Origin of the sequence: Flavobacterium cerinum, assembly GCF_024496085.1 — a bacterium.
Lineage (GTDB): Bacteria > Bacteroidota > Bacteroidia > Flavobacteriales > Flavobacteriaceae > Flavobacterium > Flavobacterium cerinum_A.
Genome location: NZ_CP101751.1, coordinates 2,445,424 through 2,469,398, shown reverse-complemented (window position 1 = coordinate 2,469,398; position 23,975 = coordinate 2,445,424). Strand labels below are relative to the sequence as shown.

Sequence of the window (23,975 nt, the reverse complement as noted above, 5' to 3'; positions counted from 1 at the left end):
AAATCCGCTTAAACCTTGCGGATGCTTTTGATATCTTTATATTAAATGTTCCACTTCATCAGCATTACAGTCCCACTCGACAATCAAAATAAGTCTGTTTAGGTATTGGCGAACAACAACAAAATCATGCTCGTCCAAGTGAAAGCAATCAAATTTTGAAAGTGTCTTATGAACAATGCTCATAAGTTCCATCGTTACGATTCCCTGATCTACTTTTGAATACACTTCCCTAATGCTGTGATCCAATATATTACTTAATTCCTTTCTGACCGATTCGTTATCCGCTCCCGGATAATAAATCGACATTGGTACCTCGAACTTTCTTTCCATGCGAAAAATAACCAGTTTCTCCTTAACTAATCGGTATGGCATAATCTAAAATTTAGGTTTGGTAAAATTGTTATTATCTGTGGCAAATCGATATAATACTTTGCTCATTTGTTATGTGGACAAGGCACAGAATGCCCCGTCCACAATCAAATAAATAGAGTGTAGTAAGCTAATTCCGCTATACAATAACGGATAATTTAGATCTCTTTAAATTGGCTAATTCAGAAAAGTTCTGGCAACTTTCATCATCAGGATACCTATCATAAAATAGAACCATACAATGACGGTAAGTAACAGTGCGAACAAAGGCACACTACATAGAATAACTACAGCCGATAACATTCCGTAATAGTTCCGGTCATTGAAACTCAACGGCCACACTCCCATCATATTCAATATGGCCTGAAAGATGCCAAAGGGAATATATCCGAAAGTGAAAGTGATAAATAGTCTCTTGAATAATCCATCCGGAGTCTCGGAATATTTATATATAAGTTTTTTCATAGATGATACTGTTTAATTCGATTCCTATTCTTGATAATTATGTTCCATACAACTTTCCTCAAATGTCCTTTGTCCATTTTTTTCACCTTCATCGAGAAAGGATTTTACTAGAAAGTACTCGGTTTCCCTATGAAATGTTATCGTTAAAGATGACTTTTCCTTCTGAAAAGTAATACGGATAGCTTCGCTCATGCCATCTAACCCCATTATCACTTGCTTTGATCATTAGAGCATTCTGATTAGTTTCAGAAATAGTAACACCTATACCAATCGCCCCAATAAAGATTTCACCACTTTTAATCTGTTCAGCAATCTTACTTTTAAAGATGACGATAGCTTTAATAGCATCAAAATTCTCGTCATCACTATTCATAATACCAACGGTTTCCAAAGTATTCCTAGTTGTCAGTACGGAAGCATAAGGAAAAAACTCTCTAGTCTCCTCCAAAAAAGCCTTGGCTTGATAAATCATTAGGGTTACTAATTCGTCAAAAGTATTTTCTTTCATAAGATTTAAGCGATATAAAACATCAATATTACTCCCCCAAAAATAAAATCAGTGTAGGCCTGTTCTAAAGAAATTATTTCTTCCTCGGTGTATTTATATTCTGTTTCAATTTTCCTTAATCATCCTTGTACATTATCCCTTCATAGACATCATCTGAAAAATTAGAAGTATAGGAAACGAAAACTTTATTTCCTTCGGATCTGAGAATTTTCACATTCAATATAAAATTCATCTCATCTTTATCCGTTTTATTTTTTTCTGAAATTATTCGTCTATTACTAATTTCATAAGTACAATCATCAATCCATCGGATATCATAAACCACTTTAACTTTCAATTTTTCATTTACTTCAGTTTGAGTATTTTTTGTCCTTACAATCTGAGTAGTTCCTGACACATCGGATACATGTCTAAATTTACCAACATGGAATTTTTTACAATTAATTTCTTGCCCTTGTAGATGTACTACATTGAAGGTTATCACGAAAAAAATGTATTTTATAATTACACTAGGTTTCATTATTAATTAAATAGATTATGTTATTATACTCTTACAAGTAAAAAACGTCAAAATTATTGCTATAGAAAGTCATATACTTTTCAACTAATACGTCATATGCGGAATTTAAAGATATAACTAATTAAAAGTGCAATTCCACCTAATATTGCGATTGACAATGTAGCATTTATATACGGATCGTCTTTTAACAACGAACCAAATGTTCTTCGCTTATTAAGAAATTTCCACCTTATAAAAGCTCCTGGATACCTAAAAAGCAATACAATCACGACTTCTAATATCATTTCCATTTTTACCTAAAATCAATACATGTTTTTAATCAAGTTAATACTTTGAACAAAGTTAGACGTGGGTAACCCACTCATCACTGATAGACGCTCTTGTAGCTTTCATTCCATTACCTATCCATAGAATATTTCCTAAGCTTGGATCTAGATTAAGCATCTCTACCAAACTTACTACGCTCGCGTCTTCTTCTAAAATATCTATCTCACCTCCAAAAAATTGCCAGTCCCCATCCTCATCTTTGTATACAGTTAACACGGGCGATTTGTTATCGATCACATATTTTGTGGTAATCACAAAGGTATTTATCATAGAAAATCAATATTTTAGATTACTTAATAATGTTTTCAGGACTGATTATATTGCCAGCATCAAACCTCGTGTACGAACATGTTAATTTTTAATTTGTTAATTCGCTTCCTTGTTCCAGACACGAAAAGAATTCCATTAAATCGTCCTTTGTAATCGTAGTTTTGTTTTTGTGACAAGCAACACTATTCTTATCAGCCTTCCAACGTTTGAATAGAATTGTAATCATAAATCAATCTAGTTATGAGACAACTCGTTAAAAATCACTAAGGCAACAGTTAAACCATAACGTTTCTCCAACTCTTCTCTATTAAGAATCATCCAATCTTGATTATGTGTAAAGCGTTCGTTAACATCTATAAAAAGCTGCAATCCTTTTTTATCATCGTCTGTAAGACTAGCTAGACAAGAATCTAGTCTTTCGAGTCTAGCCTTCCAATTATCAAGTCTCAGGTAATTACAATCGTTCGGCACCTTGACAGTTGACAAATCACAATTATCACTAATCGTAAGATCAATTAACTCAGCATGCTCAAAAGACACATTTTTCATTTTGTTAGGTCTTGGTCTACCGAAATCTTCAATTTCAAGTTGTGATGGAAACCCACCACGAAACCAAACATCTTCAACTTTTCCCTCAAAAACACAATCTTCGAAAGATGAACCTGAAAAATCTATCCCTTTTAATTTACAGTTAATAAACTCACAATTATTGTATTCGGCACGAGCATGAACCGACCTTGTAAAATCGCAGTTTCTAAAAATACAGTTTTCAAACTTTGAACCATTATAGCCCATTGCGGCTTTTGTAAACTTACAGCGCTCAAATAATACACCTTTAAAGATATTACCATGATCCGAAAAATTCGTAAAATCGGTTTTATCAAAGATGCAATTAATAAACTCAGACTTTTCTATCCAAGCACCTGCAAAATAACTTTCTGAAAAATCAATATTCTTTAACTTGTTCTTTTTAATGGTCTGACCACCAATATGTATTCCACGATAATCCAAATAACCGTTAATCCGTTCTTTAAAAATAGTTTCCTTCTCAGAAAGTGTCGATCCCGATTGTAATTTCTTTACAATCTTCTTATGACAAGCGACACTATCTTTACTAGCTTCCCAACGTTTAAATAAAATTGTACTCATAAGTCAATTTAGTTATGAGACAACTCGTTAAAAATTACTAATGCAACGGTTAGCCCATGCTCCCTTTCCAAATCGTCTCTGTTAAGAATCATCCAATCCTGTTTGGCAGCATGAACTTTCCTAACCGTAATAAACAACTCAAATTCCTTTCTATCATTCTGCAATAATTCTTTCCCATTTTTTTCGAGTTTAGAAAGTCGCTCTCTCCAATCATCCAACAAAAGATAGTTTCCTTCAAGAGGCATTTTAATTGTCGACAGATCACAATTATCACTAATCGCAAGATCAATTAACTCCGCATGTTCAAAAGACACATTTTTCATTTTGTTTGGTCTTGGTTTTCCAAAGTATGAATCATCTGACTGCAATGGAAATCCTCCACGAAACCAAACATCTTCAATTTTCCCTTCAAATACACAATCTTCGAAAGATGAACCTGAAAAATCAATTCCTTTTAATTTGCAGTTAATAAATTCGCAGTTGTTGTATTCGGTGCGAGTATGAACCGAACGTGTAAAATCACAGTTCCTAAAAATACAATTTTCGTACTTTGAACCATTATAACCCATCGCCGCTTTTGTAAACTTACAACGCTCAAATAGTACTCCCTTAAAGATATTACCATGATCCGAAAAATTCGTAAAATCAGTTTTATCAAAGATACAGTCAATAAACTCAGTCTTTTCAATCCATGCTCCAGCAAAATAACTCTCAGAAAAGTCAATATTCTTCAACTTATTCTTTTTAATAACTAGCCCGCCTATATGTATTCCTCTAAAATCCAGATAACCGTTAACCAGCACTTTAAATGGTGTCTCCGTTTCAGAAAGTATCGATCCGGATTGTAGTTTCTTAACAATCTTTTCGTGACAAGTAACACTATCCTTATCAGCTTCCCAACGTTTGAATAAAATTGTACTCATAAGTCAATCTAGTTATGAGACAACTCGTTGAAAATAACTAAGGCAACAGTTAAACCATAACGTTTCTCCAGCTCTTCCTTATTAAGAATCATCCAATCTTGATTATGTGTAAATCGTTTTTTAACATCTATAAAAAGTTGTAACCTTATCTTATCATTATCTGTAAGACTTTCTAAACAAAAATCTAATCTTTCAAGCCTAGTCTTCCAATTTCCAAGTAGTAGGTAATTACCATCATCTGGCACCTTAACAGTTGACAAATCACAATTATCACTAATCGTAAGATCAATTAACTCAGCATGCTCAAAAGAAACATTTTTCATCTTGTTAGGTCTTGGTTTTCCAAATTCCGAAAGTTGAATTGGATGCTGAAACCCTCCCCTGAACCATACATCTTCAACTTTGCCCTCAAAAACACAATCTTCAAACGAGGATGCACCATAATCGAAGCCTTTAAGCTTACAGTTTAAAAACTGACAATTATTATATTCTGTCCGTATATGATTTGTTCTGGTAAAATCACAGTTTCTAAAAATACAGTTCTCAAATTTTGTCCCATCATATCCAATAACAGCTTTTGAAAATTTACAATTCTGGAAAAGAGAATCTTTAAAAATATTTCCATGATCTGAAAAATCAGTAAAATCGGTTTTATCGAAGATGCAATTAATAAACTCAGACTTTTCAATCCAAGCACCTGCAAAATAACTTTCTGAAAAATCAATATTCTTTAACTTGTTCTTTTTAATGGTCTGACCACCAATATGTATCCCACGATAATCCAAATAACCATTAACCAGCACTTTAAATGGTGTCTCCGTTTCAGAAAGTATCGATCCGGATTGTAGTTTCTTAACAATCTTTTCGTGACAAGTAACACTATCCTTATCAGCTTCCCAACGTTTGAACAAAGCACTTTTTGCCATATCTTTTTATTTTGTTTTTAATAAAGTTCCACCTGGTCCGTATTTGTCCACATGCATCTGCCATTGCTTTGGCGTAGTCATATCCCACCATTTTCCAGTTGCGGGGTCAACAAAGTCCGGCCCCTTCGTATAGTTACTCTTTAAATGCCCCAATTTAGGATCTTTTCTAATAAATTCTCTAGCCATTACATCAATTCTATTCCCTCGAAACATTGCTCGTAATCGAGGCATTATTTTAATAGCCGCAAACTGTTTATCAGTAAAAGCTCCATCACCAGCTGCATCAACAATTCCCCTAGCTCTATCAACATGTGCCTGCATTCTTTGAGTAGTTGTTAATGCACGTGCTGCACGTCCATAACCACCAAACATATTGTGGCCACCACTTCCGAAATCAAGCATCTGCTCGACATGCGAATTATTTATAAGTCTAAATATGCGATCCCATTTATCCTCTCCTTCATTGTATCCCGGATTAGCTCTTTTTTCGCGGTAGGCCTCCAGAGGGCTACGTCCCTGAGCATCAACATTTGGATTTTGGATTAACCCCAACAATCTTGATTCGGTGCGCTTACCGGCCATCCCATTCTGAGCGGATGCACCTGCACTACCCTTTACCTTAGCCTTTACAACAACATCGCCAAGCTGTCCGTCATTTCTAGTCCATTGGCCATTGCTGAAGGTATAATTACCGCCTCCTGTCGATGTATAGGTAGCTCCTTCCTTCGCCTTGGCAGGATCGGGACACTCCGGACACAAACCTGTAGGATCATTGAATACCGCCGGATTATTAAATCCAAAACTATATGGCGATGAATCTGCCGCCTGACCCGCGAGGGCATCAATGCCCACAAACCTTCCAATGGCACCATCATACTGACGGTAATCCATTGCATAATAGTTTAATCCAAGATCGTTTTCTAGTTCCTTGCCATTGAACTTGTCCTTATAGATACTAACAACACCTCTTGTCCCAACCTGTTCCAGAACCGGTCGATTATAGCCCGGTGCATCACCAAGAGAAGGAACATAAACATATTCCTGCGTATTGTATGCCGTATGCTTCAGCCCAAACGGATAATAATGGTTCTCATCAATAATCCTAAGACTTCCGCTCTTATCTTCCCACGTCCAACTTAATCGTACATTTCCTAAATGATCCTTATAATTGTAAACGTAGTTAAAGAACGTACCGGAATTGACACTTACATATCCTTCCTCATTTGAGAAGTACTTTAGATTTCCGTTCTCATAGACAAAATCCTGTAAATAATCCGTTGTGGAAACCGTTGAGCCTACAGTAACTTTCTTCTGTAGCTTGTTTCCACCAGCATCGTAAAGATAGTTAATTTTATTTCCCGCACTGAAAACGATCTCTGTAGGAAGGTCAAAATGGTTATAAGTGATACTTGTAATCTGCTTATTGGCATCATTGGTAAGATTTCCGTTAAGATCATACTGATAGTCATCCGCTTGTGAACCATAAGCATTATCACTAAAACCATCCGGATTGTTACTTAAATCGATAACCCTTTTAAGCTTATTGCCATTATAGGTATAATCCAATTGGTCGATCTCAATTTTAACGGACGGATTGTCAAGATTCCCATTTCTTCTGATACCGGTAATATTCCCGTTCTTATCATAGGAAACCTTCTCATCGTATGAGCCCGTTACCGGTATTGCTGATTCCGGCTTTTGATAAAATGAAGAGGTTAGCCTGCTGAGTTTATCATAAGCGAAGCCGTATTTACGTACAACACCATCACTGGCCGATTTCCAAAATGTTTCCGAGATATTACCGTTGTACTGTGGTTTAACCTGACCTGCTATACTCTCGCTTGCAGGCACCACAACTCCCTGATTACTTTCGGTTACTTGATTATAGTTGATTTTTAGCCCAAATAGATCTGACCCGCCCAAGCTTAGACCGTTTGTCCCTTCATTATTTATTCCGGTAAGCCAACCTCTGATATTGTATTTAAAATCTACAGTCTGTAAACCAATCTGTCCGGTAATGTCTGCCCCTCCTACTTTTTTTTGTACCAACTGGCCAAGGTCATTGTAGCTGTTACTTGAGAGAAGTTCCTCAGCATTACTATTGATCTGGTTAAGGTGTAGTTTTACCCTATCCTGTTCGGTATAAACAAACCGGTCACCTATCTTTAATTCATTTGATGAAGAGTTTCTCTTATGGTAGGTACTGTAACTTTCAGGATTTCCAATAAAATTGAACTTACCATCGGTTCTTGTATAACCTCCGTATTGGTTACCGGTAAAAAGACGTACCGTATTGTACTTATCATCATAAAGTGTATAGCTTGTAACCCCTACAGGCTCAGTTTGCCCACCATCCAAAATTCTTAGCCATGTTCCCGTTTGCAAACCAGTAACTTTAGGCAAAACGCTCTGACCTTCTACAGTCGCCGGCAATGGATTGGGTGCACCTGAAAAACCATAATCATCATAATAATTTACGCTTAAAAGGCGGTATGAAGTAGTAGGATAAACCCTATTACTATAAATGTTTTCAATACCTTCTATTGAATTTTGTGTCCCCTTGGTCTCGACAGCCCTTGCATTGGCATAGTTTTGTGCAAACTGAACTCTGCCAGATGCCGTTGCGACTAGTCCATCAAACCAACCTGTATAAGCAGGTCTGCCCAGTACATCGTACTTTGTAATCAACCATCCGGTCTTTACACCTCCGAAAGGCTGAAAAGATGGCCCGCTGGCGACAAGCTGATCCAACTGATCATAAACAAGGTACTCCCACTGTTTACCCGGTACCTTTCTTTCCACCAACCGGTTGCGATGGTCGTACTTGTACATGTAACACAATTCATCAAGCTGGCTTTGCGGATTATTTGCCAAAGGCGGAATGACATAGGTCAGGTTTCCATAAATATCATAGACATAATAGGTATTGTGCGGTTCGTTACCATATGAGCGCTTCAGTACCACACGACCTTCCTTGTCCCGGAATTCCTCTACAGTATTATCAGTACCGCCTACCCAATTTTCATCTTTGACGATAGTTTTATACAACTGGTTTACCGCAAAATATCCCCTGTCAACCAAGGTTATATCATACAGTTTCGAACTGGCATTCCATGAGGTCTGGGCAAAATAGTTCTTGACCTCATCGTTATTATTTGTACCATAGTCGTATTTAGCTGTTCGGTCTGTAGTTCCCGTGGAAGAAACTTGCCAATCATTCCCTACCGCTCCTTGTTTTAAAAGCCGCCCAAATGTGGAATTTTCCAGTACACTCTCCTGATAGGGTACTTGGCCGGAATAAGCATTATAGCTAACAGTTTCCTGTTTGGCCTGATCTTTAAATTCCTGATTGTTGGAAGTTGCGACATACGGCAGGTATTCTTTTATCTGTCTGTCCAGTTCATATTCGATGTGCTGAACGATATCCTTTCCGTTCGCCCCTTGCTTACCTGAAATCTGCTGTACCGGTCTTCCAAGACCGTCATAATACATGATATCACTCTGCGGGCGGCCGGCATTAACCTCCCTGTATATGGTTCTTTTGGAATAATTTTGATTGATACTTTGGCCAATTGCCAAATAGGAAAGCAATAATAAAATTAATGTAACCGATCGTTTCATAAGCATCTTAATTGTTTCTATAATTATTGTCATATTCCTCTATAATGTTTCCTGAATTGTCCTTAATGTACTTTAGGCGTAATAGCGCGTCATATTCATAATAGGTGCTACGGCAATTGCTATCAAGGGTTCGTCTAAGCAATCTTTGAAATGTATCATAATAGAACCAAGTAACTAAGGCACCCGGATACATAGAACTTAAATTGCAATCTGTTGATGCTCCCGGCTCTACCTCCACCGGAACATTAGGTGCTTCAATTGGTGTATCCGTTCCTGCATAATTTTCAATCTTTGCCTTTAAATTATCATACAGATCGTACTCATAGCGAATCTTGTGTCCATTTACATTGGAGACCAGCGTCAGATTACCCCGGTTATCATAATTGTGCATAATGATCCGATCTTCCAATGGCAAACTTCCCTTGGCTAACTGTATGATCTCCGGCAATACCAAATCAACTGAAGATCCCCAGTTCTTATAAAGGGTTCTCTTTTTGGATGTCAGAACAGATTGTCCATTCTCGGTACGGAAACTCCTTATCTCTATTGGTGCTGCTATTTTATTGATCTGCAACAGTTTTAAGTAAGCAGCCAAATAACCAGAGGTCAAACCTGATAGCTGGCTAGCCTGATCGGCATACGTATTCTGAATTTCTGTATAACCATTGTTTTCACTGCTACTAGTTCTGATCGTTAAGGGCAGACCGGCAAACGAGCCATAGGTATAGTCGGTTCTGACAACAACCGGTTTGTAACCGGCTTCAAAAGCGGCATCTAAAGTAATGGACATTGGAATTGTGAATTGTTTCTCAATGGTGGAAACCAGATTTACCTTTTTGGATAGATATTCAAATTTTACGATATCAAGATTTTCAGCCCCATCCACCGGATATGAACAATTCATTCGTCCATATCCTCCTATAATACCGGAAATTCCATTTCCATAAGGAACATAATCATAGTCGAAGATTTTCTCATTTACCTTATAAATCTTACCTCCCCTTTTAATTATATCGACTTCAGACAACAGGGTTCCGTGATAGACCGATTCGAGATTTCCCCGGTACATTGCCTTTTCATCTTGAAATGGCGTATCGTTTAAATCTTGGATTGGAAGGTCGGTGTACATGTGTGACTTGTTAAAAAATTTCTGCTTACCTCCGAGTTCAAAATCGTCTCCTCCGTAACTAATGGTCACATATTCGTACTTCTGGTTGAATGCATCTGTAAACACTGTACCCGAGGAAAAGGTGCGCAGCCTTATATCTCCCGTATGCGTCAACAACACCGGACCACCCGGGTCAGAACCAGCAGGAAACCTTGGATTACAACACTTGGTTAGGTAAATATCCTTGATAGACTCAAAGTTCATTTTAAAATTGAGCAAGCTATAGGGATCAACAAGCAAGTCCTTTGCCTGATGATAATAAAATCGTTTTACATAAGCATTATTATCTTCGGCACTGAAATCAGTTGTTCGCTTCACACGTAGCCCTCCGTTCTCATCAATGGTCTTAAAACCTTTTGTATTGAAAAAGTAGGCCGTTGCCTCAAACATGACTACCGATGAATAGGTATTGCTAAGTTCTATAGTGTAGATGTGGTCTTTTATTACATTTATACTGAACTCCCGAGTATAGTTAAATGCTCCCGTCCCTGTTTCCTCGTTTCCGTCAGGCATTTGTATGGTAAAGGTCTGTGTTGTATTTGCCGTTTGATCAACCACCTTAAAAATTACCCTGTCGGTATGTCCCATCTGCGCATTGGCCGTTAACTCTACCCTTACTTTCACTTGCTCATCAATAACCGCAGCACTGGTTCCCATTGTGCCATCTGGATTAGCGTAAAAATCACCCAATGGCATAGCTACATTTGTTTTTGAAGCAGGGATCTTGCCGGGATTATTCCTCCATATGGTCAATGACCGGTGCTGTCTGTCATAGGCTTTTGCCTTTAGCGACTCATACTCAAACAAAGTGTATCCCTTGGTTGGATAGATCAACTTTTTAAGTGTTCCTTTTACCGAGTAATTAAAATCAGGTGTACGATCTGCTAGGTTTGGATAGTAGTTGTTAAACCAAAGATCGTCATTTTGCGGCAGTGCCGTACTGTTACCATTTTGACCATTATAGTAACCCGAAAGATCCTTCGCCTCGCTCTTACGGTTCGGCAATCCCAACGGGTCGTTGTATTCCAAAGCATATTCCTCATTCTTGCGGCCACTACCATAATTGCGATCCTTGTCAAATTCGACCTTTGTTAAAAAGAAACGTTCAGAAGTAGTCTTTGTCTGCGGAAACAGATAGCTCAAGTCCGCCTTTTTCATAACCGTACTTCCTTCCCTAACTTCAATATTGTCAAGAACGTATTTATAATGTCCGGAAGAACCTTGACTTCGATTAAATAATATTTGAAGATAAGTATGTGGGCTATAGATTCTCTTTAGCCATTTTCCATTCATAGTTACAATTCCCGTACTATGGATCAAATGTTGTTCTTCGTTGGTTGGGGGGCGTTTACACAATTCCCCCAATCTGCTTTCGGAAACTTTTATGGTCACACTTTCCTCTTGGTTCATCCATACGGAATGGTTGACAGTATCAGTTTCATATTCAAAAAGCACTATGCCATGATCGGGGTGTTGTATCTTGGTAAGATAAAAACCGGTATTAGCGTAAGGGTTATCCCTATGCGAACCCATAAAAGAGCTTTCGCATGCATCTATACCTCCAAAATAATATTTGATCCCGTCAGGGGTCGTGATACAGAATGACTGACTGTTACGAAAACGTTGTCTCAAATCGGTTTCAGTACCTACGATTTCTATCTTTAGATTACTACTGAGCTTGGAAAACTGGGGAACAAAATCTGCATCCAGATAAAAAGTTCCTGAGTAGTTCCCAAAAGAATAGCTCCACAGGTCGGGTTTAAAATCATAATGCTTACGTGCTCCCAAGAAAACACCGTTTAGAAATGCGGCATGGGATGATCCGTTAACAAGCTGGTTTGGAATAATCATATCGGCCGTCAATCGCTTATCTGCTGAAATCGATTCATCGGGTGCATCATTAATAGTACGGCTGATCACACCTCCGGCATTAAGTACCCAATTGATACCCGTCCATGTGGAGGTCTGGGCAACCCTCACGCCGGATGCAGAATAATTAAGGGAAACTGGTATTTCCAGTTTTCCAACCCTTGCAGTATAGATAGGAATTGTTGCATTGACCATTCCCGAGAATTCGTTTACCGGGACATCTCCAAACTTGGTCATTGCATGGGCTTGAGGTGATGGTGGCGTAAAATCGGGTCTTATCATCTCGCCAGCACTTTCGGGTTGTGCCATAGCTGTCCCATAAAGCCCTAAAAGCAGTAAAGTGAATAGTATTTTTTTCATGTTGATTTTTCTTATTTAGGTTGGATGCCTTTAATAACTTTTACCGAGTTGTTTTGCACGTTGGTTCGGATCTCCACAATGTAAATCCCTTCCGGATATGTACTTAAATCAACAGGTACCGTACGGCTGCCTATTGCGAATTGTTGGAGCTGTCTTCCTGCTAAATCGAATACCGATGCAGTTCCAGTTTCAAAGTCATAGTCCACAATGATGTTGGTAAATTGCTGTGCCGGATTCGGCAAGGCTTCGATCGCCGGTTTGTCAAGTTCTTTTTTGTAACGATCTTTGAGTTTAACCACCCAGAAATCACTACCGCCATGGCTACCGTTTTTATCACGGGATGCAGTACCTTTAGAAGTACCGGCCAACAGATAACCGCCGTCACGGGTTTCAACTAATCGGCTGAGGATATCTTCTCCGTCACTACCAACGGTTTTGCTCCACAATTCTTCGCCTTTATCGTTGATCTTTAAAGCGATATAATCGTTGATGTCCTTTTTGTCTTTTTTTCCGTCGCCCACTTCTGTAGCAGCATGACCACCGATTAAAAAGGTATGATCGGGATTCTCAATAATGGAAGTCAGCAAATCTGTTTTACCGTAATTGTAGGTTTCCTGCCAGATCGTTTGTCCGTCCTGATCCAAACGCATCAACCAGAAATCCGTTCCTTTACCGTTAGCCCTGCTTTTATCGCGTGAGGGATTCGAATTGGAACTTCCGCCCAATAAATAACCACCGGTCTGACATTGGATGAGTGCCGTTAGGTTATCATCCCCGTCACCGCCTAAAGTACGTTGCCATTGGACAAGACCATTTTTATCGGTTTTCAGAATCCAGTAATCTCCGGCTCCCATGTTATCGCTTTGTTTATTTCCGGAAGCAGGTGAATTGGAATAACCACCTATGATATAACCTTCATCTAAGGTCTGCTCAACGGTTCTTAACTGATCGAGTCCTTTACCGCCATAGGTCTTTTGCCACTCGATTTTACCATCAGAAGAAAGCTTTATTATCCAGTAGTCAAGATTACCATAGTTATCTTCAGTTTTATCACCCGACTTGCCGGAAGCCGAAGAGCCACCAACAATATAGCCACCGTCCTTAGTGCGACGGATACAGGCCAATTCTTCCTGTCCACTACCGCCAATGGTACGTTGCCATTGTTCACTTCCTTTTGCATCGAGTTTGATGATCCATAGATCCTGCTGCCCTCTGCTATCCTCTTTTTTCTGTTCGCCTTTAGACGATAAACTTGTTCCGCCAAGAATAAAACCGCCATCTGAAGTTAATTGTACATTCTGTAAAAAATCCATACCGGAACCGCCGAAGCTTTTTTGCCATTCGGGCGATCCGTGTTCATCCATTTTCCAGAGCCAATAATCGAAATTACCGCTCGAAGCCATTTGCTTATTCCCGTTTTTATCGGAAAGTGAACTTCCCACAAGAAGAAACCCATAATCGGGCGTAGGAAGTACATCTGCTAGGAACTCAGCATGTTTACCTCCATAGGATTTTTCCCATAGAATATCTTGGGAAAAGCTATGAAGCGGGCATGCCAATAGCAGGAACAGACAGTAAAGCCTGCACATAAATGAGTAAGACATGGTGATTGTTTTTTTGTATGTTTTGAAGACCAAACATAGGGCAAACTTTAAATACGAAGCAAATTTCCTCAAAAAAAAGGGTGTTTTTCCCCTTTGATTTTCAATAAGTTAACTATAAACACGGACATATACACCCAAAAATACGCAAACCACTGTACGTGTTTTCCAGAATCGAAAAACAGCTCGTACTTGTTTTCCGATTTTCCCCACAGTTACCTCGATCAGAAATCGATCATCCGCCCGATACATTCTTTGCAATGCGAAAACAGACAAAAAGGAAAACAAAAATAGCATGTACCGGCGAAGGTGATCGCATAATGGTATTGCTCATTCTTCACAATACCACCCTTTGGGACTTATAGATCCCCATTGCCGGAAGTACATGCTGGAAAAAGGCTTTCTTTTTTTCCGTTTTTCCGCATTGTACAAAACCTTCGATAGACGGGTGAAAAAAAGAAAAAGGAAAAACAAGTATTAACCTAAATCTATTTTATAATGGAAAATTCATTAAAAAATCCGGAATTAACATTTGAGGACGACTATTTCTTTGTTCCCGTGTATTCGAGCCAACCAATGAAGTTAAAACAGATCGAAAAACTCAAAAAATTCAAACAGCTCACAATGACTGAGTCAACCTACTTCAGCACGGGTAAACAAATACTAGTATTTAGTCTGCCCGATAATCAATAAAATCTACCCTAACATTGGCTGCCTATCTAACGATGGCTGCCTTTTCATAACGCAAAAAGAAATAAAATGAAAAGTTTAAACCTATTAAACAACGTCGAAAAGGGCAAGTTATTAGCTGACCTTTTCCCAAACGAGTTATTGAAAATCAGCGAGTACATACAGGCGCATTACGAAATGCTTTCCGATAACGAAGACAAAATACGCAAAAACTGGGATACAAATATAATCACTGTGGACATGTGGTATAGACTTGCAGAGGAAGTAAATAGAGCAATAAAACAAAATGGTAAAAAATTATTAAAAAGTAGATGTTTTGCTGATTAGCTATTTGATGGATATCTCGCTTTATTTACCATTGATTGTATAGGCAAATATGCTGCAAACAAGCGAAAGGACAGTAATTTCTACCATTTGGTTAATGCTTTTTTCAACCTTGATATCTAAAGGCCAAACCATAAAATCAATATTTATTTAGAAAAAACAACAACATGAAAACTACAAACAAAAATACAGGATATGTTTTACTAAAAGCGAGCACTAGCAGTGAATGGGACTTTTGTGATTTTGCCATTATTCGTATAACCGAAGAGTGGAAATTTGAACAGATGAAAAGACTGGTTACTATTACCGGATTGAAAGGTGATCCGGATCTACTATCCATGAACTACTATGACACTTCTGCAACTTTTTATCAAATTGGCGAAACTCCCCTTCTCATTGACGATATCTTATGTGAAAATGAGTGGACATTTGTAATCCTTGAAAAGGATGAAGAGGAAAACTTTTGCTTACCTGAAAGCAAGCTAGACTATTATACACTAGTAATTCGTCCCGATTCTACCGCCTTTTACAAAGCATACGGCAAATACACTGATGAAGAATTTCGAACAAAAAGTTTTCCAATAATGCAACTACTCATAAATGACAATACAAGCCCTTAAAAAAACAATTGAACATAGACCAGCTCAAAAGCTTTGGCAAATTGAAAATTAATCCAATCAGCCAAAGCTTCTTTTCTTTTGGAAAAGAAAAGATTCTGTGTTATGATCCAAGTTTTTGTATATTTTTTTAGTTGATTTTGAAGGGTCTAGTATTGAGCTTTTATAAATAAAAAATAAAAATCTTTTGTATCTAAATTTAATATCGTAATATTGCGATATATTATTACGAGATAAGATGGGCGTAACAAAAACAGAAATATTTACAGAACAGCAAAACAGCTTAGCAACGACTTTAAAGGCACTGGCTCATCCTGCCCGAATTGCTATCCTTCAGTACATCATTAAACAGAATGCTTGCATTTGTAATGACTTAGTGGAAGAATTAGGATTGGCACAGGCTACGATTTCACAACATTTAAAAGAACTTAAAAACATTGGCATCATCAAAGGAAATATCGAAGGAACCAGTATATGTTATTGCATCAACGAAAATATTTGGCAGCAGATAAAAAAGGAACTCAACATTTTCTTTGTGGACAATGTAGGAGTTGATAAATCCTGTTAAGCATTTTTTTAACCCTGTATATTGCAATAAAGCAATATAACAATTAAATAAAAAACAATGAAACTGTCAAGCATCAAAGAAATCTTACCAGCATTAGATAATGCTGAATTTCAATTAGAGAACGGAGCAGTTGTACCGGAGCATTTCCACGTTACAGAAATAGGTGTTATTACCAAACATTTTATTGATTGTGGCGGAGCGATTAGAAATGAAAAAGTTGTCAATTTCCAATTATGGAATGCCAACGACTTTGAACACCGATTAAAGCCGACCAAACTATTAAACATCATTAAGCTATCCGAAGAAAAATTAGGTATTGAAGATGCTGAAATAGAAGTAGAATACCAAAGTTCTACAATCGGTAAATACGATTTGGATTTTAACGGAAATCACTTTATGCTGAAGAACAAACAGACCGCTTGCTTAGCTCAAGGTGCATGCGGTATTCCACCAGAAAAGAAAAATTTGGCAGCATTATCAGCGAATAATGCTTGTACACCTGGTGGCGGGTGCTGTTAATCATAAAATTAAAAGAGAAATATGGAATATTTCAATCGAAAATCCCACTGGGAAAATATTTACGAAAGCAAACCTTTAGAAACCGTGAGCTGGTATCAGCCTAATCCTGAAACCTCACTAAATTTTATTCGTCAATTCAACTTGCCCAAGACCGCTAAAATTATTGATATTGGCGGAGGAGACAGTTTTTTAGTTGACCATTTACTTGACTTGGGTTATGAAAATATTACAGTCCTGGATATTTCTAATTCCGCTATCCAGCGGGCGAAAAAAAGGTTAGGCAATAAAGCAAATATGGTAAAATGGATTGTAACAGATGTTTCAGAATTTATACCTACGGAGCTGTATGACTTTTGGCACGACAGAGCAGCATTCCATTTTCTAACAGATAAAAATGAAATAGAAAATTATGTAGAAACTACAGCCAAAGCTATTTCCAAAAATGGAAATCTGGTTATTGGCACTTTTTCTGAACAAGGTCCTACAAAATGTAGCGGTATTGAAATCAAGCAATATTCAGAGCAGACAATGACAGATTTGTTTCAAAATCATTTTCAAAAAATAGGTTGTATTACTATTGACCATAAAACACCATTTGAAACTAATCAGAATTTCGTGTTCTGTAGTTTTCGTAAAAATTAAATACTCTATTATGTATTCATCATTATCAAAAACAATCGAGCAGTTACAAACTCAGAACATCAGCGAAGAACGCAAAATCATATTACAACCGCTGATCGATTTTGTACAGCAAAAAATAGATAATAAGCAGGAAGTAAATATCAATTTCATCTGCACCCATAATTCTCGCAGAAGCCATCTTTCGCAGGTTTGGGCAAAGGCAGCAGCAGCACATTTTAGCATACCAAATGTAAACTGTTATTCGGGAGGTACAGAAGAAACGGCATTATTCTCTAAAGTAGCAGAAACATTGATTAATCAAGGTTTTAACATTTTCAAAATTGCAGAAAGTAATAATCCTGTATATGCTATCAAGTATGGCGATAATGCTTTACCTATAATTGGCTTTTCTAAAAAATATGATAGCCCTTTTAATCCTGCATCAGCATTTGCAGCTATTATGACCTGTTCGCAGGCAGACGGTGGGTGTCCGTTTATTGCAGGTGCGGAAAAAAGAATACCTATCACATTTGAAGACCCTAAAATATCGGATAATACACCAGAGCAATCCAAGGTATATGCAGAAAGAAGTTTGCAGATAGCAACGGAAATGTTTTATGTCTTTTCAATGATTAATAGTTAGCCGATGCAACCAAAACTAAAATTCTTAGACAGATACCTAACCTTATGGATATTCCTTGCAATGGCAACAGGTATAGGATTGGGAAATTTCTTTCCGGGAATAGCAAAAGTTACAAATGCTTTATCCGTAGGCACTACAAACGTTCCTTTGGCAATAGGTCTGATACTGATGATGTACCCGCCATTGGCAAAAGTGGATTATTCATTATTGCCCCAAGCATTTAAGGATAAAAAAGTAATTGGTATATCCTTATTGCTCAATTGGGTTATCGGTACTGTATTGATGTTCGGGTTAGCCGTTTTCTTTTTACGGAACGAACCCGATTATATGACAGGCTTGATACTGATAGGTTTGGCAAGATGTATCGCAATGGTAATCGTATGGAGCGATTTGGCTAAAGCAAATAGAGAATATACAGCTATGTTAGTAGCCTTAAACAGTATCTTTCAAGTGCTTTCTTACAGCTTCTTAGTTTGGCTATTCATTAACGTATTACCGGCAAAATTAGGCTTAGCCAACTTCAATGTAAGTGTATCCATTCAAGACGTAACCGAAAGTGTTTTGATATATTTAGGTATTCCATTTTTAGCAGGTTTTATAACCCGTTACACATTGATAAAATTAAAAGGTATAGAATGGTACAATAGGAAATTTGTACCGAGAATATCACCCATTACATTATATGCTTTATTGTTTACCATAGTTTTAATGTTCAGTCTGAAAGGTGATAAAATAGTAGAGTTGCCAATGGATGTGTTAAAAGTAGCCATACCGTTAATCATTTATTTTGTACTGATGTTTTTCGTGAGCTTCTTTATCAGTAAGTCCTTAAATATTCCTTACGCTAAAAACGCATCAATAGCCTTTACAGCCACAGGAAACAACTTCGAGTTGGCCATAGCGGTAGCCATAGCCGTTTTCGGTATTCATTCGCCACAAGCATTTGTGGGCGTTATTGGGCCATTGGTTGAAGTACCCGTATTGATACTTTTAGTCAAGGCAAGTTTATGGTTGAACAAGAAATATTATAGTTAATTTTATAAACATAAAATATAGAAGTTGCAACGGATTGAAAAAGACCATATCCATAAAAACCAAAATTGAAGCGGCAGCATTATTAAAAGTTGCACCGTTCCGCAAAGAAATTCGCAAGACCGAACCGCACATACACAACAGTTATTTTGAAATTATTTTTCTACGGGAAGGAAGTGGTTTTCATACCATAGACCATACTTCATTTTCAATAAAACCGCCAATCGTATTTTTTGTTCGTAAAGAACAGGTGCATCATTGGGATATGACAGATATACCAGACGGTTTTGTACTGCTTTTAAAGAAGGGATTTGTCGACCAGTCGATGGACAGTGTACTGAAAAGTCTTTTATCCAAACTAAGCGGATTAAGTTGCATTCATCTGAAAGAAACAGAAAGTATAGATACTTTATTCCAATTGCTTACTACAGAAAAAGATTTTACCGTTACCGAAGGATTATTAAAGGCTCTATTTGCTAAAATATTGATTGCGGCAAAACCTTTGACAATTAGAACCAGTAAAACGGATGATATAATTGCAGTATTCCGGGAACTACTCAACCAAACAAACGACCTGCGAAACAATGTCACTCACTATGCAGAAAAACTTCATACTACGCCACAAAACCTCAATGCAATTTGCCGAAAAACCCTAGACCAGACTGCCTCTGAGATAATTTCAAAACATATCATCAGTGAGGCAAAAAGGAAACTGATTTATACAGATAACAGTGTTTCTGAAATTGCGTTTAGTTTAAATTTTAACGACACTTCCCATTTTGTGAAATATTTTAAACGCCACACAGGTGTTACTCCACAAATCTTCCGTAATACCTAAAATACATCACGGTATTTTCAAATATACCGTGCTAAATGATTTGTATTGTACGAAATTTGTATAATGTAAATTGTAAGCAATGAGATATTTAACATCTACATTAATATTTCTTTTTCTTTCGGCTTGTAATCAAAAACAAGAAGGCGATCAGGGACAGTGGATAAAAGGAAATGAGCAAAAGAAACTTGAAACGATAGAAAATCAATTTCGTGGTTTTGATATGGCAATGGTTGAAACCGGATATCGTTATCAGGAATTGTATTGGGCAGGACAGGATGAAAACTGGGAGTATGCAGATTATCAACTGGAAAAAATCCAAAAGGCGATAGAAAATGGATTGGAAAGAAGACCTAAGCGTACATCTTCCGCACAACATTTTCTTACCGTTACACTCCCTCAAATGAAAGAGGCACTAAAAAAAAGGGATACAGTTGTTTTTAATAAGAACTTCCAAATGCTTACCAATAGTTGCCTTAGTTGTCATGCAATGGAAAAAGTACCTTTTTTTACTGTAAAAACTCCGACAGAAAGACAATCACCCATCAGAAAATAATGCTTGAAGATATCAAACAGATAGATACAAATATTCTATTATGGCTAAATGGATGCCATAATAAATTTTGGGACGAATTAATGTGGTTTGCCAGCGGCAAATACACATGGCTTCCTTTTTATGTTACGCTGATAGTTTTGCTTATCTGGAAGTATAAAAAGGATGCTATCCTGATGATCTTACTAATCGCCTTGCTCATCACAATGAGTGACCAGCTGGCTTCGAGTATATTCAAGCCAATATTTGAAAGGCTGCGCCCAAGTCAAAATCCAGAATTAGAGGGCCAGCTGCATATAGTAAACAATTATCGTGGCGGTAAGTTTGGTTTTATTTCCTCACATGCCGCAAATGTTTTTGCCTTAGCATTTTATTTAGTCATGTTAACTAAACATAGTCTAAAATGGCTGCCATTCATTCTTATCCCTTGGGCAATCTTTGTTAGTTTAAGCAGGGTGTATTTAGGTGTACACTATCCCACTGATATTTTAGTTCCAGCTATTTTAAGTATGCCTATTGCATGGATAGTAGCCCATTTATATAAAATATATAATCCAAAATTCATAAAACTATTTAATCATGATGTTTCAAAAAATAACTAAGACAGACCTATCAAAAACGACTATACTTATTCGACTGATGGTAGGTGCGGTTTTTCTTTCAGAAGGAATACAGAAGTTTTTATTTGCTGATACATTGGGGTCAGGACGATTTGAAAAAATCGGCTTATCAAATCCTGAGTTTTTGGGTCCGGTCGTTGGCAGCTTTGAAATCGTTTGTGGGCTTTTAATTCTTATTGGACTTCTAACAAGATTGGCGAGCGTTCCATTGATTATAATAATGTTAGTTGCTATTGCAACAACCAAATCGGAAGTATTGGCAGAAAAAGGATTTTGGGAAATGATGCACGGAAGCCGGACAGACTGGGCGATGCTGTTGGGGAGTATCTTTCTATTGATAAAAGGTGGAGGCCTTTGGTCTATTGATACTAAGATAATGAACAATGGAAAATAAGATTAGCCAGAAGGAAATTGCCAAAATATTTCTCAAATTGGGCTTTGTAGGTTTTGGAGGTCCGGCAGCTCATATTGCCATGATGAGGGATGAAGTGGTAATAAAACGAAAATGGATGAACGAACAGCATTTTTTGGACTTACTTGGAGCAACTAATCTTATTCCGGGACCTAACAGTACAGAAATGGCTATTCATATTGGTTATGACAAAGGTGGCTGGAAAGGATTACTAACGGCAGGTTTATGTTTTATTTTACCCGCTGTTTTAGTTACAGGAGTATTTGCTTGGCTGTATTACAAGTATGGACAATTACCTGAAATACAACCATTCATTTATGGCATTAAGCCCGCCATTATCGCTATTATAATCGGTGCTGTTTTCCCATTAGCAAAGAAGTCGATAAAATCAACATTTTTAGGAATATTGGGGGTTGGGGTATTGATAGGAGCTTTATTGGGGGGCGATGAAATTTATCTTATGTTTGGTGCAGGATTGCTGGCTTTTGCCTTGCATTACACTCGGAAAAGAAAATCTGATACTTTGCAAAGTTTTGTTCCTTTTACCTTTCTTCAAATTGTGCAAACAACTTTTTGGACAACCACAAACTCAAAACTATTTTGGACATTTCTTAAAATTGGCTCCATACTTTATGGGAGCGGATATGTGCTATTTGCCTTTTTAGATACGGAACTGGTGGCGACAGGTCTGCTCACAAGACAGCAACTGATGGATGCTATTGCAGTAGGTCAGTTCACGCCCGGCCCCGTTTTTTCATCAGTAACGTTTATCGGCTTTCAAATCAATGGGCTTTCAGGAGCAATTATCTCAACCATTGCCATTTTCCTTCCCTCATTTGTTTTTGTAGCACTGCTCAACCCATTAATCAGAAAATTACGAAATTCTAAAGGACTGTCCGATTTTTTAGATGCCGTAAATGTCGCATCTGTAGCTATTATAGCAGCAGTATGTTTTACAATGGGCAAAGAAACTATTACCGATTGGCGAACCATTACCATCGCTCTCATTAGTGGCATTATCGTTTTCCGATTAAAAAAAATCAATAGTGCATTCGTTGTTTTAGGTGGTTCTTTATTAGGATACTTATTATTTCAATTTTAAAATACATAATGAGTATTAATACACTTCATACTAATAACTTGAGTGCGATAAATCATCAAATCAACTTGATTCCGGAGATACATATCATGTTTTTGAAAAGGATGATTGCTTTAAATTCAACATGAAGAATCTTTGGATAATAGCAAACAGCTAATACCTTTTTTAATTATAAGATTTAGTTTCAACCTATTTAATAGTTTTTATGCTTTTATTAATGGTGATCGAACTTGGTCATGATCAAAACCTGAATCGTAAAACGCATTGTTTTTCCATAAGATAAAAGTCAATTCTAGTAGTTTTCGTTGGATGGCCACTATAGCCTTCATTTTAATACCATGCCTTGAAACTATTCTTAAGAAAATATCTCTGAACCTTTCATCAGTTCTGATTGCAGCCAGTGCCGGAAAGTGCATTACTTTCCTTAAATTCCGATTACCCCGCTTGGATATTCGGGGTTTGGATTTCACTGAGGTACCAGATGTCTTTTCTCTTACATCTAATCCTGCATAACTCACCAACTGCCTTTTATTCTTTATTAACTCAAATCCATTGGTTTCTGCGATAATGATTACAGCGGTTAGATTTCCAATTCCTGGAATAGAAGATACTATTTTCATCTTCTCTACTAGAGCTTGATCTCCTTTGATAAGTAAGGCAATTTCTTCTCTTATATCCTTCTCCTGCAAATCAATAAGAGCTATTCTTTTTTTAGTTCGTTTCACTGAGCTTTCACTTGATGTTGCAGAAGTATGTTCTGCATGCAGTTGATTTTTTAACATTGTACGCTCATGTACCAGCTGCTCTCGTTCTCGACAAAGCTGTCTCAAATCATTGAATATTTTTAAAGGAGGTTGCCAAATTTCCAATTGCCTTTCCAAACCAAATCTCGAAATGGCCTGTGAAGCGCTCTTGTCAGTTATGGTTTTTATATCAAGTGTTCTCGCATAATTACTGATCTTGTTTGGTAAAACGATACTGACTTGTTTTTTTATACTGCATAAGTAATAAGCTAAGGATTCATGATAAACCCCTGTAGCTTCCATTACGTAGCGTACTTCTGTTGTAATTGATGTCTGCTTATTTACCCACGATACAAGACTTGAAAACCCTTTTTTAGTATTGGGAAATACTTTGTAGGCAAAGATTTCTATATTGATCAGTTCATCCATTCTACCAAGTGATACAACTAATTCATTTTGTGCAACATCAATTCCTACTGTCTGCTTTAATAATACCTTCATCTTATCTGGTTTAGGTAAGTGATAACCTTTCTTCATCTTTTCTCCTGACTGGATATACTGGTTATAAGACTCATTATAATGAGTAAATTCCTTACATTCTGTTCAGATTCTAAAAGGTTAAA

25 protein-coding genes are annotated in these 23,975 nt (G+C 37.3%); 12 read left to right on the top strand and 13 right to left on the bottom strand.

Going from position 1 to position 23,975, the window contains the following annotated elements; all coding sequences use genetic code 11:
• Positions 1-36 precede the first annotated feature (36 nt).
• The 12 genes from NOX80_RS11030 to NOX80_RS10975 form a co-directional block, all read right to left on the bottom strand.
• Entirely contained in the window at positions 37-372 is a 336-nt protein-coding gene (locus NOX80_RS11030; RefSeq protein WP_256549836.1) for a DUF4844 domain-containing protein, read from the bottom strand.
• A gap of 174 nt (positions 373-546) precedes the next feature.
• Positions 547-834 (bottom strand): hypothetical protein, encoded by a 288-nt coding sequence (locus NOX80_RS11025; RefSeq protein ID WP_256549835.1) that lies wholly within the window; start codon positions 832-834, stop codon positions 547-549.
• A 127-nt stretch (positions 835-961) separates the two neighbouring features.
• Complete coding sequence (locus tag NOX80_RS11020) at positions 962-1,342, bottom strand: hypothetical protein (RefSeq protein WP_256549834.1); 381 nt, start codon at positions 1,340-1,342, stop codon at positions 962-964.
• Positions 1,343-1,457: 115 nt separating this feature from the next.
• Positions 1,458-1,826 (bottom strand): hypothetical protein, encoded by a 369-nt coding sequence (locus tag NOX80_RS11015; RefSeq protein ID WP_256549833.1) that lies wholly within the window; start codon positions 1,824-1,826, stop codon positions 1,458-1,460.
• Between the two features lie 378 nt (positions 1,827-2,204).
• Complete coding sequence (locus tag NOX80_RS11010; protein ID WP_256549832.1) at positions 2,205-2,459, bottom strand: hypothetical protein; 255 nt, start codon at positions 2,457-2,459, stop codon at positions 2,205-2,207.
• An 88-nt stretch (positions 2,460-2,547) separates the two neighbouring features.
• Positions 2,548-2,685 carry a hypothetical protein gene (locus NOX80_RS11005; protein ID WP_256549831.1) on the bottom strand — a complete coding sequence of 46 codons (138 nt, stop codon included), beginning with the start codon at positions 2,683-2,685 and terminating at the stop codon, positions 2,548-2,550.
• Positions 2,686-2,693: 8 nt separating this feature from the next.
• The gene (locus tag NOX80_RS11000) at positions 2,694-3,608 is read right to left on the bottom strand and encodes a pentapeptide repeat-containing protein (RefSeq protein WP_256549830.1); all 915 of its coding nucleotides are present in this window, start codon (positions 3,606-3,608) and stop codon (positions 2,694-2,696) included.
• An 8-nt stretch (positions 3,609-3,616) separates the two neighbouring features.
• Entirely contained in the window at positions 3,617-4,531 is a 915-nt protein-coding gene (locus NOX80_RS10995) for a pentapeptide repeat-containing protein (protein WP_256549829.1), read from the bottom strand.
• 8 nt (positions 4,532-4,539) lie between these two features.
• Positions 4,540-5,457, bottom strand: a complete 918-nt coding sequence (locus tag NOX80_RS10990; protein ID WP_256549828.1) for a pentapeptide repeat-containing protein — start codon at positions 5,455-5,457, stop codon at positions 4,540-4,542.
• 6 nt (positions 5,458-5,463) lie between these two features.
• Positions 5,464-9,078, bottom strand: a complete 3,615-nt coding sequence (locus NOX80_RS10985; RefSeq protein WP_256549827.1) for a DUF6443 domain-containing protein — start codon at positions 9,076-9,078, stop codon at positions 5,464-5,466.
• 7 nt (positions 9,079-9,085) lie between these two features.
• Positions 9,086-12,475 (bottom strand): RHS repeat domain-containing protein, encoded by a 3,390-nt coding sequence (locus tag NOX80_RS10980; protein ID WP_256549826.1) that lies wholly within the window; start codon positions 12,473-12,475, stop codon positions 9,086-9,088.
• A gap of 11 nt (positions 12,476-12,486) precedes the next feature.
• Complete coding sequence (locus tag NOX80_RS10975; protein ID WP_256549825.1) at positions 12,487-14,079, bottom strand: T9SS type A sorting domain-containing protein; 1,593 nt, start codon at positions 14,077-14,079, stop codon at positions 12,487-12,489.
• A 756-nt stretch (positions 14,080-14,835) separates the two neighbouring features.
• Between NOX80_RS10975 and NOX80_RS10970 the strand changes: the two genes are divergently transcribed.
• The 12 genes from NOX80_RS10970 to chrA all read left to right on the top strand — a co-directional run bounded on the left by NOX80_RS10970 (position 14,836) and on the right by chrA (position 22,612).
• Complete coding sequence (locus NOX80_RS10970) at positions 14,836-15,093, top strand: hypothetical protein (protein WP_256549824.1); 258 nt, start codon at positions 14,836-14,838, stop codon at positions 15,091-15,093.
• 164 nt (positions 15,094-15,257) lie between these two features.
• Positions 15,258-15,710, top strand: a complete 453-nt coding sequence (locus NOX80_RS10965; protein ID WP_256549823.1) for a hypothetical protein — start codon at positions 15,258-15,260, stop codon at positions 15,708-15,710.
• A gap of 235 nt (positions 15,711-15,945) precedes the next feature.
• Entirely contained in the window at positions 15,946-16,275 is a 330-nt protein-coding gene (locus NOX80_RS10960) for an ArsR/SmtB family transcription factor (RefSeq protein ID WP_256549822.1), read from the top strand.
• 57 nt (positions 16,276-16,332) lie between these two features.
• The gene (locus NOX80_RS10955) at positions 16,333-16,794 is read left to right on the top strand and encodes a DUF6428 family protein (RefSeq protein WP_256549821.1); all 462 of its coding nucleotides are present in this window, start codon (positions 16,333-16,335) and stop codon (positions 16,792-16,794) included.
• A 21-nt stretch (positions 16,795-16,815) separates the two neighbouring features.
• A complete protein-coding gene (locus tag NOX80_RS10950) occupies positions 16,816-17,436 on the top strand; it encodes a class I SAM-dependent methyltransferase (RefSeq protein ID WP_256549820.1) in 621 nt (206 codons plus the stop codon).
• A gap of 10 nt (positions 17,437-17,446) precedes the next feature.
• Entirely contained in the window at positions 17,447-18,058 is a 612-nt protein-coding gene (locus NOX80_RS10945) for a protein-tyrosine-phosphatase (RefSeq protein ID WP_256549819.1), read from the top strand.
• Between the two features lie 3 nt (positions 18,059-18,061).
• A complete protein-coding gene (gene arsB, locus NOX80_RS10940) occupies positions 18,062-19,093 on the top strand; it encodes an ACR3 family arsenite efflux transporter (RefSeq protein WP_256549818.1) in 1,032 nt (343 codons plus the stop codon).
• A gap of 34 nt (positions 19,094-19,127) precedes the next feature.
• On the top strand, positions 19,128-19,928 hold the full coding sequence (locus NOX80_RS10935) for a helix-turn-helix domain-containing protein (protein ID WP_256549817.1): 801 nt from the start codon (positions 19,128-19,130) through the stop codon (positions 19,926-19,928).
• A 79-nt stretch (positions 19,929-20,007) separates the two neighbouring features.
• Entirely contained in the window at positions 20,008-20,481 is a 474-nt protein-coding gene (locus NOX80_RS10930; RefSeq protein WP_256549816.1) for a hypothetical protein, read from the top strand.
• Complete coding sequence (locus NOX80_RS10925; RefSeq protein ID WP_256549815.1) at positions 20,481-21,080, top strand: phosphatase PAP2 family protein; 600 nt, start codon at positions 20,481-20,483, stop codon at positions 21,078-21,080. The genes NOX80_RS10930 and NOX80_RS10925 overlap by 1 nt, the downstream gene beginning before the upstream one ends.
• Positions 21,058-21,492, top strand: coding sequence for a DoxX family protein (locus NOX80_RS10920; protein WP_256549814.1), 435 nt, complete (start codon positions 21,058-21,060; stop codon positions 21,490-21,492). Before NOX80_RS10925 ends, NOX80_RS10920 begins: the two co-directional genes overlap by 23 nt.
• Positions 21,482-22,612: a chromate efflux transporter gene (gene chrA / locus NOX80_RS10915; protein WP_256549813.1), complete on the top strand. Its 1,131-nt coding sequence runs from the start codon at positions 21,482-21,484 to the stop codon at positions 22,610-22,612. The genes NOX80_RS10920 and chrA overlap by 11 nt, the downstream gene beginning before the upstream one ends.
• Before the next feature lie 200 nt (positions 22,613-22,812).
• Here chrA and NOX80_RS10910 read toward each other — a convergent pair whose 3' ends face one another.
• Positions 22,813-23,853, bottom strand: a complete 1,041-nt coding sequence (locus NOX80_RS10910; protein ID WP_256549812.1) for an IS110 family transposase — start codon at positions 23,851-23,853, stop codon at positions 22,813-22,815.
• Positions 23,854-23,975: the final 122 nt, after the last annotated feature.

What these genes read in the sequence shown, in the direction of transcription:
- NOX80_RS11030 (WP_256549836.1), bottom strand. Translation starts at nt 372, where the DNA reads ATGCCATACCGATTAGTTAAGGAGAAACTGGTTATTTTTCGCATGGAA.
- NOX80_RS11025 (WP_256549835.1), bottom strand. Translation starts at nt 834, where the DNA reads ATGAAAAAACTTATATATAAATATTCCGAGACTCCGGATGGATTATTC.
- NOX80_RS11020 (WP_256549834.1), bottom strand. Translation starts at nt 1,342, where the DNA reads ATGAAAGAAAATACTTTTGACGAATTAGTAACCCTAATGATTTATCAA.
- NOX80_RS11010 (WP_256549832.1), bottom strand. Translation starts at nt 2,459, where the DNA reads ATGATAAATACCTTTGTGATTACCACAAAATATGTGATCGATAACAAA.
- NOX80_RS11005 (WP_256549831.1), bottom strand. Translation starts at nt 2,685, where the DNA reads ATGATTACAATTCTATTCAAACGTTGGAAGGCTGATAAGAATAGTGTT.
- NOX80_RS11000 (WP_256549830.1), bottom strand. Translation starts at nt 3,608, where the DNA reads ATGAGTACAATTTTATTTAAACGTTGGGAAGCTAGTAAAGATAGTGTC.
- NOX80_RS10995 (WP_256549829.1), bottom strand. Translation starts at nt 4,531, where the DNA reads ATGAGTACAATTTTATTCAAACGTTGGGAAGCTGATAAGGATAGTGTT.
- NOX80_RS10990 (WP_256549828.1), bottom strand. Translation starts at nt 5,457, where the DNA reads ATGGCAAAAAGTGCTTTGTTCAAACGTTGGGAAGCTGATAAGGATAGT.
- NOX80_RS10985 (WP_256549827.1), bottom strand. Translation starts at nt 9,078, where the DNA reads ATGAAACGATCGGTTACATTAATTTTATTATTGCTTTCCTATTTGGCA.
- NOX80_RS10980 (WP_256549826.1), bottom strand. Translation starts at nt 12,475, where the DNA reads ATGAAAAAAATACTATTCACTTTACTGCTTTTAGGGCTTTATGGGACA.
- NOX80_RS10975 (WP_256549825.1), bottom strand. Translation starts at nt 14,079, where the DNA reads ATGTCTTACTCATTTATGTGCAGGCTTTACTGTCTGTTCCTGCTATTG.
- NOX80_RS10970 (WP_256549824.1), top strand. Translation starts at nt 14,836, where the DNA reads ATGAAAAGTTTAAACCTATTAAACAACGTCGAAAAGGGCAAGTTATTA.
- NOX80_RS10965 (WP_256549823.1), top strand. Translation starts at nt 15,258, where the DNA reads ATGAAAACTACAAACAAAAATACAGGATATGTTTTACTAAAAGCGAGC.
- NOX80_RS10960 (WP_256549822.1), top strand. Translation starts at nt 15,946, where the DNA reads ATGGGCGTAACAAAAACAGAAATATTTACAGAACAGCAAAACAGCTTA.
- NOX80_RS10955 (WP_256549821.1), top strand. Translation starts at nt 16,333, where the DNA reads ATGAAACTGTCAAGCATCAAAGAAATCTTACCAGCATTAGATAATGCT.
- NOX80_RS10950 (WP_256549820.1), top strand. Translation starts at nt 16,816, where the DNA reads ATGGAATATTTCAATCGAAAATCCCACTGGGAAAATATTTACGAAAGC.
- NOX80_RS10945 (WP_256549819.1), top strand. Translation starts at nt 17,447, where the DNA reads ATGTATTCATCATTATCAAAAACAATCGAGCAGTTACAAACTCAGAAC.
- arsB (WP_256549818.1), top strand. Translation starts at nt 18,062, where the DNA reads ATGCAACCAAAACTAAAATTCTTAGACAGATACCTAACCTTATGGATA.
- NOX80_RS10930 (WP_256549816.1), top strand. Translation starts at nt 20,008, where the DNA reads ATGAGATATTTAACATCTACATTAATATTTCTTTTTCTTTCGGCTTGT.
- NOX80_RS10925 (WP_256549815.1), top strand. Translation starts at nt 20,481, where the DNA reads ATGCTTGAAGATATCAAACAGATAGATACAAATATTCTATTATGGCTA.
- NOX80_RS10920 (WP_256549814.1), top strand. Translation starts at nt 21,058, where the DNA reads ATGATGTTTCAAAAAATAACTAAGACAGACCTATCAAAAACGACTATA.
- chrA (WP_256549813.1), top strand. Translation starts at nt 21,482, where the DNA reads ATGGAAAATAAGATTAGCCAGAAGGAAATTGCCAAAATATTTCTCAAA.
- NOX80_RS10910 (WP_256549812.1), bottom strand. Translation starts at nt 23,853, where the DNA reads ATGAAGGTATTATTAAAGCAGACAGTAGGAATTGATGTTGCACAAAAT.